Source organism: Pseudomonas sp. 37 R 15, assembly GCF_900004865.1.
In the GTDB taxonomy this organism is placed as follows: Bacteria; Pseudomonadota; Gammaproteobacteria; order Pseudomonadales; family Pseudomonadaceae; genus Aquipseudomonas; species Aquipseudomonas fluorescens_AM.
Map to the genome: position 1 here is coordinate 69,606 of NZ_CVTV01000056.1, position 12,066 is coordinate 81,671.

Annotated in this window: 9 protein-coding genes; all 9 read left to right on the forward strand. The window is 61.3% G+C overall.

From position 1 onward, the window contains the following. The first annotated feature begins 237 nt into the window (after window positions 1-237). The 9 genes from BFQ04_RS21380 to BFQ04_RS21420 all read left to right on the forward strand — a co-directional run bounded on the left by BFQ04_RS21380 (window position 238) and on the right by BFQ04_RS21420 (window position 12,059). A complete protein-coding gene (locus BFQ04_RS21380) occupies window positions 238-1,236 on the forward strand; it encodes an alpha/beta fold hydrolase (protein WP_065952488.1) in 999 nt (332 codons plus the stop codon). Window positions 1,237-1,536: 300 nt separating this feature from the next. Further along, window positions 1,537-2,817, forward strand: a complete 1,281-nt coding sequence (locus BFQ04_RS21385) for an alkane 1-monooxygenase (RefSeq protein WP_065952489.1) — start codon at window positions 1,537-1,539, stop codon at window positions 2,815-2,817. A gap of 123 nt (window positions 2,818-2,940) precedes the next feature. Then, window positions 2,941-3,444: an alkane oxidation protein activator PraA gene (gene praA / locus BFQ04_RS21390; protein ID WP_371914532.1), complete on the forward strand. Its 504-nt coding sequence runs from the start codon at window positions 2,941-2,943 to the stop codon at window positions 3,442-3,444. A gap of 118 nt (window positions 3,445-3,562) precedes the next feature. Further along, complete coding sequence (gene praB, locus BFQ04_RS28825) at window positions 3,563-4,066, forward strand: alkane oxidation protein activator PraB (protein WP_175413304.1); 504 nt, start codon at window positions 3,563-3,565, stop codon at window positions 4,064-4,066. 126 nt (window positions 4,067-4,192) lie between these two features. Further along, complete coding sequence (locus BFQ04_RS21400; protein WP_065952490.1) at window positions 4,193-5,602, forward strand: outer membrane protein transport protein; 1,410 nt, start codon at window positions 4,193-4,195, stop codon at window positions 5,600-5,602. A 232-nt stretch (window positions 5,603-5,834) separates the two neighbouring features. After that, complete coding sequence (locus tag BFQ04_RS21405; RefSeq protein ID WP_065952491.1) at window positions 5,835-8,360, forward strand: acyl-CoA dehydrogenase; 2,526 nt, start codon at window positions 5,835-5,837, stop codon at window positions 8,358-8,360. Between the two features lie 152 nt (window positions 8,361-8,512). Beyond that, window positions 8,513-9,856, forward strand: coding sequence for a 3-oxoacyl-ACP reductase (locus BFQ04_RS21410; RefSeq protein ID WP_065952492.1), 1,344 nt, complete (start codon window positions 8,513-8,515; stop codon window positions 9,854-9,856). A 3-nt stretch (window positions 9,857-9,859) separates the two neighbouring features. Beyond that, complete coding sequence (locus BFQ04_RS21415) at window positions 9,860-10,768, forward strand: MaoC/PaaZ C-terminal domain-containing protein (RefSeq protein ID WP_065952493.1); 909 nt, start codon at window positions 9,860-9,862, stop codon at window positions 10,766-10,768. Then, window positions 10,761-12,059, forward strand: coding sequence for an acetyl-CoA C-acetyltransferase (locus BFQ04_RS21420; protein WP_065952494.1), 1,299 nt, complete (start codon window positions 10,761-10,763; stop codon window positions 12,057-12,059). The genes BFQ04_RS21415 and BFQ04_RS21420 overlap by 8 nt, the downstream gene beginning before the upstream one ends. The last annotated feature ends 7 nt before the right edge of the window (window positions 12,060-12,066 follow it).

Consider the following 12,066-nt stretch of genomic DNA (forward strand, 5'->3'; position numbering starts at 1 on the left):
CGTTTTTTTGTTGTGTGTTTTAGATAGAACACCATTGCAAAGAAAAATTGAATTAATTATTTTAAAAAAGATTTTAAATAATCTACCTGAAAATTTCGCCTGCGCCAGGGTCTTGTTCGATACATGCGACTTGTCCGACAGACGCGCATAGAGGTTGGGGCCAAGGTAAGCGCGAAAGTTGAGGCCTCGATCAATCCCGGTCAGGTCGTCAGCAGCAGGGAAGCAGAGGACCGAGCTATGGCTGTCGAGTGGGTTGTCGCTGCGGGTGTGGTGATAGGCGCGAGCGCTGTGTTGTGGGTGTTCAGTGCGTGGATGACACGGCGCATCGAAACGGCTGTTCCGATCAATGGGCGCTTTGTCGAGGTGGATGGCGAGCGCTTTCATTATGTAGAAGAAGGCGAAGGCCCGGCGCTGGTGATGGTCCACGGGCTGATGGGCAGCAGCCGTAACCTGACCTACGCGTTATCCGGTCAGTTACGTGAGCATTTTCGCGTTATCAGCGTGGACCGGCCAGGCTCGGGCTACTCCACTCGGCAGCGTGGCACGGCGGCGGATCTGCCGGCCCAGGCTCGCCAGATTGCCGCCTTCATCAAGACCCTCGACCTGGACAAGCCGCTGGTGCTTGGGCATTCCCTGGGGGGGGCGATTGCCCTGGCCTTGGCCCTTGATCATCCCCACGCAGTATCGGGCTTGATCCTGGTGGCGCCCTTGACCCATCCCCAGCGCATGTTGCCGTTGGTCTTCCTGTCATTGGCGGTGCGCCCTGCCTGGCTGTGTCGCTGGATGTCGCGCACCTTGACGATGCCCGTCGGCCTGTTGACCCAGGGGGCGGTGGTCAAGGGCGTGTTCGCCCCCGATGCCGCCCCGCCGGACTTCGCCACGCGCGGCGGTGGCCTGCTGGGTATGCGGCCCGACAACTTCTACGCAGCGTCCACCGAGATCAACCGGGTCAATGATCACTTGCCGGACATGGTCACGCGCTACCCGCAGCTGACGCTGCCCATCGGCCTTATCTACGGCACGCGTGACAAAGTGCTCGACTTCCAAAAACATGGCCAGGGCCTGGCCAGCAAGGTGTCTGGGCTGAAGCTGCAGGTCGTGGAAGACCGTGGGCACATGCTGCCAATCACCGCCACCGAGCGCGTGGTGGCGTTGGTCGAGCAGGTCGCCAGGCGGGTTCGACCTGTACAGGCCGCCGCTGTGTTACATCTTCCGTTCGCCGTGGCGAGCAAATAATCGTGCCATTTCGTTCGCGGTTCCAGCGCGTCAACGCTTGCCCTAGACACCTGGCCAACGGTCTGAAAAAGAGACTGCCCGGTCACGGAAAAAAGGCCTGGATAAACTAGTTGACGACCTAACGATTCCGCGCTATTTATTTAAAAAAATTATTTCAATGTCCAATTTGAAACAGTTTTTGAAATGCCTAAGAGCGAATAAAATAATGAAAAGAACGCCTTTTATCGCATGGTCGATTTCTCGCAGCGCTCAGCGCTGCGTCACTGCCTTTTCTGCCTTCGGATGCACTCGGAGGTTGCCATGAACCCCGCTCTGACTGTTCCAGGCGTGTGGGCCGACGGCAAGCGGTACCTGTGGTGGCTGGGCATCATGCCGCTGGCGACCCCCTTGCTCTCGGGTGCCTTGGCGATCGGCACCGGTATCCAGCAACTGTGGTGGGTCGGTGTACTGGTCATCTTCGGCTTGATCCCCTTGATCGACGGCCTGCTGGGTGAGGATGTCAGCAACCCGCCCGAATCTGCCGTCAGCCATCTCGAATCCCAACGCTATTACCGTTGGATCGTCTACACCGGCGTGCTGTTTGTGATCGCCTCGGTGGTCATCACCGGTTGGCTCGCCGCCGGCGGCATTGACTGGATCATTCGCGGCGGGCTTGTGCAGGCAACCGCCACGCTGGATCCTTCCAACTGGCTGGCAAAAACCGCCGCCTTCATGACCGCGCGCACCGAGTTGCACGGTCAAGTCAGTGGGTTCACCTATCTGGGCATGGCGATGTCCACCGGGGCTGCCACCGGTATTGCGATCAACACCGCCCATGAGCTGGGCCACAAGCCCAAGCCACTGGAAGTGTTCCTGGCCAAGGTAACCCTGGCGCCGACCTTCTACGGCCACTTCTACACCGAACACAACCGGGGCCACCACGTGCGCGTCGCCACACCGGAAGATCCGGCCAGCTCGCGCCTGGGTGAAAGCTTCTGGGCTTTCCTGCCGCGTTCGGTGTGGTTCAGCGCACGCTCGGCATGGAACCTGGAGCGCGAACGCCTGCGCAAACTCGGGCTGCCGGCCTGGCACTGGAAGAACGCCGTGCTCAGCGCCTGGATGTACAGCGTGCTGCTCTGGGGCGCAATGATTGCCTGGCTGGGCGCGGCAGTGATCCCGTTTTTGATTATCCAGGGCATCTACGGTTTCTCGCTGTTAGAAGTGGTCAATTACGTCGAGCACTATGGCCTCAAACGGCAGAAGTTGCCCAACGGTCGTTATGAACGGTGTTCGCCGCGTCACTCCTGGAACAGCAACCGGATTGTGACGAATATCTTTTTGTTCCAGTTACAACGGCATTCCGATCACCATGCCAATCCAACCCGTAGTTATCAGTCGCTGCGCCACTTTGATGAATCACCGCAACTTCCTTACGGCTACGCCAGTATGATTGTCTGGGCGTATGTGCCTTACTTGTGGCGCCGACGGATGGATCATCGTGTATTGAATCATTATGCCGGCGATATAACCCTGACCAATCTTCAGCCGTCACAGCGCGTGAAGTATCTGGCGAAGTACAGTGGCGACGCCAAGCCGTTTTAATTTGAAATAGAAAACGCTTTTTCGAGTGTATTTCGATAAGGATTTCTACGTCGATTATTTGTTAGCTTATTTGCAAGACGGTTGTTTACCCAACGAAAATAAATTCAAGGGAAGGGCGTAAACATGCAAGTAATTCGTGTCACTATCAAGTTCACCGTTAATGTCGTTTTGGCCGCGCTGGGCCTGATCGCCTGCCACCAGGCGCAGGCCGCCCGTATCGAACCAGCCGGTAGTGCATTTACCGCCCAGGGCCCAATCAGTTTTTCCAAGGGCGCGTTGATCAGTGCCGACTGCACCATCAAGGTCGCGGGCAAGGTGGCGGCCGATGGGACGTCGGTCAATATCGACAAGGTGACATTCGACGGCGGGCTCAAGTGCAGTCGGGTCGAAGCTATTAACTTGCCATGGCTCTTGATTGCGAAGGATACAAAAAGCGGCTCGATGTCGAAGATCAGCGTGGATGTGCATGCCTTCGGCCTGGGCGGCAAGTGCGGTCCTTCTACCGCAGTAGGTACGTGGGATAACGCCACCGGCAAGTTGGAGGCTGCCAATGTACCGATTGGTGATGACTGCACGATTAAAACGGTGTCGATCAAGATGCCGCCTGGTTTCAAAGTGGTTGAATAAGTTTGTCGGACTTAATTGAATTTGGCTGGGGTGCGAAGTTCTGCAGTTTCATCGTGACTTCGTGTTCATGGCCATTATCCCAGGCGAAATAACTCGCCATTATATGTGAGGCAAAATAATGAAAAGCTTGAAAACCCTCGTTTGTGCAACTTCGTTCGCCCTGAGCCTTGGTGCAGTGTCGATGGCCAACGCTGCCACTATCGCGCCTGCCGGCACGGCGTTCTCTACATCGGGTTCGATCACCGTAACTTCGCCCGCGTCGTTGAACCTCCCAGTGACTTGCAACATCGCCTTCACCGGTTCCGTCGCGGCTGATGGCTCGAGCGCTTCGATCACAGGCGCAACGGTCAACGGTTCCAACGCGCTGTGCGGTGTGCCCCAGTTGTTGAACCTGCCGTGGACATTGAACGTGGCAAGCGGCGGTCCTGATGCGTTCACCGGTACGGTGTCGGGCGTGAATTTCAAAATTCTCAGCAATTGCTCTGCTTCGCCGGTGACCATCAATGTCGGCTTCAATAACTCTACCAACCAACTGAAAGTGCCAAGCACACAAACCGTCGGCTCCTGCAAAATTACTGCTCTGACCGCTACACCAAGCCCGGCCTTTACCGTTACCCCATAAATGCCGTGAGCGTTTGACGTGATGATCACACGTTAAAACACGCCAGTGTCTCGCAAGGGGCACTGGCTGCGGGAGGCCAGGTCGGGACAACCGATCTCGGAGGATAAGAACAATAAGGAGTGGAGCATGAATAATAAGAAGTATCAGACACGTACGTTGTTGAGCCTGGCAATTCTCGGCGGCCTGATCACGGCAACGGGACCCGCACATGCCGGTGGTTTCACCACGCCGACCTTCGGCGCTCCCGGATGGGGACGTGCCTTCGGGGGTGGCTCACTGTTCCAGAATGATCCTTCCGCGGCCTACAATAACCCGGCCGGCATGGCTTTCATCGATCATACAATATCTCAATTTACCGTCGATTACGCGCGCATCAACGTTAAATACAAAGGCACGGCCACGGACTATGCAGGCAACGCGCCTGCGGCGGTCGACCCTACGGATTTGAGTTCCACGCCGCGCACCGGCGATGGTGGGCAAGGGGGCTTTACGGCCTGGTTGCCAACCGGCTTCATGGTGGTACCGATCAACGACCGTTTTGCGTTCGGGCTGAGTCAGGTGGTGCCGATGGGTGCGCGCACCACCTGGGATGAAGATTGGATCGGTCGCGACTTTGCCGTTGATACGCGCATTGAAACGGTAGGTGTCACAGGCTCGCTGTCGTTCAAGGTCAATGACCAGTTTTCGGTAGGTGCCGGCGCCATCGTCCAGCACACCAAAGGCTTTGTAAGCCAGAATCTGGATTTGTATTCCGCCGCAGCCTTGTCGCCGGAAATCGGTATCCCGTTCCCTTCCGGCGTCGGCTCCTCGCTGATGCGGGTCAAGGTGGACAACACCTCGGTCGGCTGGTTTGCCGGGGTGGTCTGGAAGCCTACCGAATTCGATACCCTGGGCCTGAATTACCACGCGAAAATCAAGAATAAACTCGAAGGCAAGTACAGCCTGTATGCCGACGAGGCGAACAAGTCACTTATCGAAGGCGGCTTGCCGGCGCTGGCTTATCCGGGGTTGGACCTTAACGTCAACGGCGCCAAGGCTTCCACCCAATTGGACGTTCCCGCCAACGCCTCCGTCGACTGGGTCCACCAGTTCAATGATCGCCTCACGCTGGGCGCCAGCGTCACCTGGACTCAATGGTCGTCGTTCAAGGCACTGACATTGAAGTCCGAGGGCACGCAGCTCGTGTCGATTCCCTATAACTACAAGGACGCCTGGATGGTGTCACTGGGTGGCGACTACAAATTTACCGACGACTTCACGTTCCGCGCCGGTGTGGCCACCGACCAGACGCCGACCCGCAACTCTACGCGTGACCCGCGTATCCCAGACGGGGATCGGGTGTTCGCCTCCCTGGGCTTTGGCTACAACATCCGCGCGGTTCCCGGTTTGAGCATCGACGGCGCGTACTCGCGGCAATTCGTCGAGAAGGCCAAGCTCAGGACGCACAACCAGGATCGCCTGGGTGGCGCAACCCTTGACGGTAAAGCCGACGCCAAGGGTGAAGTGGTCAGCCTTTCAGCGACTTACGCGTTCTGAACCGTTGATGGCGCGCGACCTGTCTGGACAGGTCGCGCAGGCGTGCCGATGCAACCCGTTAATGACTTGACAGGCTGACCCGCTCGGCCCGTTATTTTTTCGCCAAAGAACTAAATAAAAATTTCAAAACAAAATTTGAATTTGTCTTTGCGAGTTTGTAGTGTGGCGATAAGCCGTCGCTCAATCCGAGCGGCCGCAGGTGCCGCACCCTGAATCAAGTAGAGGTATCCCCATGGTTATCTGGTTATTGGTGGGTTTCGCCGCAGCGATTGCCCTGGCGTATCGACAAGCCTGCGCCCCCCACTGGCTGGGTGCTGGCCTGGTCTGGTTGGCGGCCGGTTATCTGTTCAACGTGGTGGCCGCATTCGGCGTCACCGTCGCGGCGGTGCTGGTGCTGCTCCCGGCTGTGGTGCTGGCGATCAAACCCCTGCGCCGTGTGCTGTTGACCAGCAAGGCCCTGGTGCTGTTTCGTACGATCATGCCGGCGATGTCCGATACCGAACGTGCGGCCATCGAGTCCGGCACGGTGTGGTGGGACGCCGAGCTGTTCAGCGGCAAGCCTGACTGGCAGCGCCTGCTGCAAGCCGCGCCGGCCAGCCTGAGTGCCGAAGAGCAGGCGTTCCTCGACAACGAAGTAGAAACCCTGTGCGACATCGCCAATGACTGGGAAACCACGCAGGTGTGGCAGGACATGTCCCCCGAGGGCTGGCAGTACACCAAGGACGCGGGCTTTCTCGGCATGATCATTCCCAAGCAGTACGGCGGCAAGGGCTTCTCCCACTATGCGCACTCCCAGGTGGTGATGAAATTGTCGACCCGCTGCTCGGCGGCGGCCATTTCGGTGATGGTGCCCAACTCCCTGGGCCCCGCCGAACTGTTGCTGCATTACGGCACCGACGCCCAGCGCAACTACTACCTGCCGCGTCTGGCGCGGGGCGAGGACATCCCGTGCTTTGCGCTGACCAGCCCGTATGCCGGCTCCGACGCCGGGGCAATTCCCGATGTGGGCATCGTGTGCAAAGGCCTGCACGAAGGTGAGCAAGTGCTGGGGTTCAAGGTGACCTGGGACAAGCGCTACATCACCCTCGGCCCGATTGCCACGGTGCTGGGCCTGGCGTTCCGCGCCGAAGACCCGGACGGCCTGCTCGGTGCCGCCGGTTCTCTGGGCATTACCTGCGCGTTGATTCCCACCTCCCATCCGGGTGTGAACAGCGGTCGTCGCCATTGGCCGTTGAACGCGGTATTCCAGAACGGACCGACCACCGGCAAGGACGTGTTCATTCCGCTGGAGTGGGTGATCGGCGGCCGCGAACAAGTCGGCAACGGCTGGCGCATGCTGATGGAATGCCTGGCGGCGGGCAGGGCGATTTCGCTGCCGTCGGCCAATGTCGGCCTGGGCAAAGTCGCGGTGCGTGGCACCACCGCCTACGCGGCGATGCGTAAGCAGTTCGGCCTGCCCATCGGCAAGTTCGAAGGGGTGCAGGCGCCCTTGGCGCGCATGGCCGGGCACCTGTATGCCTGTGACGCGGTGCGCAAGGTGTCGGTGGCGTCCCTGGATGCCGGTGAGAAACCTTCGGTGATCTCGGCCATTGCCAAATACCACGTCACCGAGCGCGCACGCATGATCGTCAACGATGGCATGGACATCGTCGCCGGCAAGGGCATCTGCATGGGGCCCAACAACTTCCTGGCCCGTGCCTATCAGCAAAGCCCGATCGCCATCACCGTGGAAGGCGCCAACATCATGACCCGCTGCCTGATCATCTACGGCCAGGGCCTGATCCGCTGCCATCCCTATGTGTTCCGCGAGATGGAAGCGGCGCGCCACCCGGATCGGCGCAAGGCACTGGAGGCGTTCGACAGCGCGATGTTCGGCCATGTGAGTTTTGTCCTGGCCAACACCGTGCGTGCGGCGGTGCATGCGCTGACCGGTGGCCGGTTGCTGTCTGCCCCGGCCAAGACCGACCCTGCGCTGGCGTCCTACTATCGTCAGGCCAATCGACTGTCGGTTGTGCTGGCGCTGGTCTCGGACATTTCCATGGGCGTGCTGGGCGGTGCCCTCAAGCGCAAGGAAAGTATCACCGGGCGCCTGGGCGATATTCTTTCGCAGTTATACATCCTGTCCTGCGTGCTCAAGCGCTTCGAGGATGACGGTCGGCCCCAGGCGGACCTGCCGCTGGTGCATTGGGCGGCCCAGGATGCACTGCTGCGCGCCCATGAAGCCTTGGCTGAAGTACTCGACAATTACCCCTCGAAACTCGCTGCCGCGGTGCTGCGGGGTTTAAGTTTTCCGTTCGGCATTCCCTTGCATAAACCGTCGGATCGCCTGCTGGCCCAGGTAGCCGATGTGGTGCAGACGCCCGGCGAAACCCGCGATCGGCTGCTGGCCAATTCCTACATCCCCCGCCCGGAAATCGACAAGCTGGCCTACGGCGAGCTGGGATTGCGCCTGTTGCCCCAGGTTGAGCTGATCGAGGCACGGCTCAAGCCCGCCATCAAGCAAGGCCTGCTCGAGCCGATGCCGATCTCGACCATGGCGTTTACCGGCTGGCGCGTCAAGGCACGGGCGCAGGACCTGATCAGCGACGACGAAGACGCGTTGCTCGCACGCTACGTGGAATACGCCGACCACGCTATCCAGGTCGACGATTTCCCGCAGGACTTCGGTTTGCTGGAGGCCCTGCAGCAGCGCAAGCAAGCATTGGAGCCCGCCGCCAAGCGGCGTGCCAGCCAGAGTGAAAATGCTTCGGTCAATTAACCCAAACGCGGTCCCAATGTGGGAGGGGGCTTGCCCCCGATGGCGGCTACAAGGTGCATCTGGGTGGGCAGACACACCGCTATCGGGGGCAAGCCCCCTCCCACAGGTGACCGGGTTTCCAAGGCAGGATTGTGTTGTGAATGGATCTATCTATGAGTGACAGCTACCTTTCTTTCGTCAACTCCTCCTGGGGCCGTCGCCTGGCCCAGGCCGTCGGCTTGCCGCAACCCTTGCCCCTGCAACGCCACCGCAGCGGCCAGCAGGGTCTGGCCAACCCGGTGATCGTCGCCGGGGCAGGGCGACTGGCGGAGCAGGTGCAGCGCATCTTCACTAGCACCGATACCGTCGCCGCCACACCCGCGACCCTCAGGGCGCCGTCCACGGTGAAGGTGCAAGGCGCGGTTTTCGATGCCTGCGGTGTGACCGACCTGCAGCACCTGGATGAGCTCTACCGGTTCTTTCACGCCAATGCCAGGCGCCTGGGCCAACACGCCCGCGTGGTGGTGCTCGGCACTGCCCCCGAACACTGCCGGGACTTGCCCCAGGCCGTCGCCCAGCGCGCGCTCGAAGGTTTGGTGCGCTCGCTGGCCAAGGAGCTGCGCCGGGCAATTACCGTGCAATTGATCTACGTGGCGCCCGGCGCCGAAGACGCGTTGGACAGCAGCCTGCGCTTCTTTCTGTCGCGTCGTTCGGCCTATGTGTCAGGGCAAGTGGTACGCCTGGAACAACCGCTGGACGACGCGCCGAGTGTTAATTGGGATAGGCCGTTCGCCGGCCGGCGCGCCCTGGTGACCGGTGCCTCGCGGGGCATTGGCCTGGCCATTGCCCAGGTGTTGGCGCGCGACGGTGCCCATGTGGTGTGTGTCGACGTGCCCCAGGCCCAGCTGGCGCTGCAACAGGCCGCCGACAGCGTGAACGGCTCGGCGCTGCCCCTGGACATCACCGCGCCGGACGCCGTCGCGTTATTGCAGGCGCATGTCGGCCAATACGGCGCCTTCGATGTGGTGGTTCACAACGCCGGGATTACCCGCGACAAGACCATCGCCAAGATGAGCGACGTTGCCTGGCGCAGTGTGCTGGCGGTCAACCTTGAAGCGCCGTTGCAGCTCAGCCAGGCGCTGCTGGATAACCAGGGCCTGAACCCCGGCGGGCGCATCGTTTGTGTGTCGTCGATTTCCGGGATTGCCGGCAACCTCGGCCAAAGCAACTACGCCACCTCCAAGGCCGGGGTGATCGGCCTGGTGCAGGGCCTGGCACCGCAGGCGGCGGCGCGGCAGGTGACGGTGAATGCCGTGGCGCCAGGGTTTATCGAAACGCAGATGACCGCGAAAATCCCGCTGATGATCCGCGAGGCCGGGCGGCGCATGAATTCCCTGTCCCAGGGCGGGCAACCGATCGACGTGGCCGAGACCATCGCCTGGCTGGCCCATCCCGCCTCGGGCGGAATCAATGGCCAGGTAGTGCGGGTGTGCGGCCAAAGCCTGCTGGGAGCCTGAGCCATGGACTATGTGACGCAGATTATCGACCCGCCGCCCTCGCGCACCCGACTGTTGCTCGACGAGGTGCGCGGCTTGCGCAAGCCCAAGCCCGACGCCGTGCCGCCATTGCCCAGGGAACGCCTGGTACGCCCGGCGGTGGAACTGTCGGGCGCCGCCATTGCCGCTTATGGCCGCGCCTGTGGCTTTCGCCGCGAGCAGGGCGTGCCGCTGTCCTATCCCCATGTGCTGGCGTTTGCGCTGCATTTGATGCTGCTGACCCGCCCCAGCTTTCCGTACCCGGCCAGCGGCATGGTGCACCTGGCCAATCGCATTCGTCAGCATCAACGCTTGCATGAAGGTCAGGCGCTGCGCCTGGAGGTGTATTGCGAACGCTGGGTTGCCCATCCCAAGGGGCAGGCGCTGAGCATCGCCACCCGTGCCTACGCTGAAGAAACCCTGGTGTGGGAAAGCGACAGCCTGTACCTGCGCCGCGAGGTGAAAAATCCCATCGGGGAGTTGTGGGTGGACGCCTTGCCGTTACAGGAAGAGGGCTTGCTGCGCACTCAGCGATGGGTCTTGCCTGCCGATCTGGGGCGCCGCTTTGCCCAGGTCTCGGGCGACTTCAATCCGATCCATACGTCGGTAATGGGCGCGAAGATTTTCGGCTTTCGCCGCGCCATCGCCCACGGCATGTGGACCCTGGGCCGGGCACTGGCCGCACAGCAGCCACCGGGTGGCCTGGCCCGTGCCGAGGCCCATTGCGATTTCAAGTTGCCGATCTTTCTGCCCGGCCAGGTCGCCCTGTGGAGTCACCCTGTGACCGGTCCGCTGCGCGAGTTCGAAGTGCGCACTGTGGCCGGTGACCAACCGCATATGCGCGGGTTGTTTATGTGGGATCAACCGCCTGGAATGAGTGCCTTGCATGAGTGAATACAGCTTCAATCCGCCCCCGAGCCGACGCGTGGCGATCATCGGCGGTAACCGCCTGCCGTTTGCCCGTTCCAACACCGTCTATGCCCATGAGACCAATCAGGACTTGCTGGTGGCCGCACTGCAAGGCCTGGTGGACCGCTACAACCTGCACGGCCAGCGCCTGGGTGAGTTTGCCGCCGGTGCGGTGATCAAGCATTCGCGCGATTTCAACCTGGCCCGGGAGTCGCTGCTGTCGACCACATTGTCCGCGCAGACGCCTGCCTACGATGTGCAGCAAGCCTGCGGCACGGGCCTTGAGGCCGCGTTGCTGGTGGCCAATAAAATCGCCCTCGGCCAGATCGAAGTGGGCATCGCGGGGGGCGCCGATACCACCTCCGACGCGCCCATCGGCATCAACGAATCCCTGCGCCACACCTTGCTCTCGGCCAATCGGGCCAAGGGCCTGGGCGATAAACTCAAGACCCTGTTGAAGGTGCGTCCGTCGATGTTGTTCAAGCCGCTGCTGCCGCGTAATGGCGAGCCACGCACCGGCCTGTCGATGGGCGAGCACTGCGAAGAAATGGCCAGGCGCTGGCAGATCAAACGCCTGGCCCAGGATGAATTGACCCTCACCAGTCACCAACGCCTGGACGCGGCCTATCAGCGCGGTTTCTTCGACGATCTGATCAGCCCCCATCGGGGCCTTGCACGGGACAACAACCTGCGCGCCGACATCAGCCTGGAAAAGCTCGCCGGCCTGGCGCCGGCCTTCGACCACCAGAGCGGTACGCTCACCGCCGGCAACTCGACGCCCCTGACCGATGGCGCTTCGGTGGTATTGCTGGCCAGTGAAGCCTGGGCCGCCGCCAATGGCTGGCCGGTGCTGGCCTACCTGCGCACCGGCGAAACGGCCGCGGTGAATTTCGTCGACGGCACCGAAGGCCTGTTGATGGCCCCGGCCTACGCCGTACCGCGCCTGCTCAAGCGTGAAGGCCTGGGCTTTGCCGACTTTGATTTTTTCGAGATCCACGAAGCCTTCGCCGCCCAGGTGCTGTGCACGCTCAAGGCCTGGGAAGACCCGGACTACTGCCGCGAGCGGCTGGGCCTGGACACGCCGCTGGGCACTATCGACCGCAGCAAAATGAACGTCAACGGCGGCTCGCTGGGCTGCGGCCATCCGTTTGCCGCCACCGGCGGGCGGCAACTGGCGGCGCTGGCCAAGGCCATCCATGAGCGCGGTGGCGGTCGTGGGTTGATCTCGATCTGTGCGGCGGGCGGGTTGGGTATTACCGCCATCGTCGAAAAGTAGCCTCATC

Coding starts and splice junctions, on each gene's coding strand:
- BFQ04_RS21420 (WP_065952494.1), top strand. CDS start 10,761: ATGAGTGAATACAGCTTCAATCCGCCCCCGAGCCGACGCGTGGCGATC.
- praB (WP_175413304.1), top strand. CDS start 3,563: ATGAAAAGCTTGAAAACCCTCGTTTGTGCAACTTCGTTCGCCCTGAGC.
- BFQ04_RS21410 (WP_065952492.1), top strand. CDS start 8,513: ATGAGTGACAGCTACCTTTCTTTCGTCAACTCCTCCTGGGGCCGTCGC.
- BFQ04_RS21385 (WP_065952489.1), top strand. CDS start 1,537: ATGAACCCCGCTCTGACTGTTCCAGGCGTGTGGGCCGACGGCAAGCGG.
- BFQ04_RS21415 (WP_065952493.1), top strand. CDS start 9,860: ATGGACTATGTGACGCAGATTATCGACCCGCCGCCCTCGCGCACCCGA.
- praA (WP_371914532.1), top strand. CDS start 2,941: ATGCAAGTAATTCGTGTCACTATCAAGTTCACCGTTAATGTCGTTTTG.
- BFQ04_RS21400 (WP_065952490.1), top strand. CDS start 4,193: ATGAATAATAAGAAGTATCAGACACGTACGTTGTTGAGCCTGGCAATT.
- BFQ04_RS21380 (WP_065952488.1), top strand. CDS start 238: ATGGCTGTCGAGTGGGTTGTCGCTGCGGGTGTGGTGATAGGCGCGAGC.
- BFQ04_RS21405 (WP_065952491.1), top strand. CDS start 5,835: ATGGTTATCTGGTTATTGGTGGGTTTCGCCGCAGCGATTGCCCTGGCG.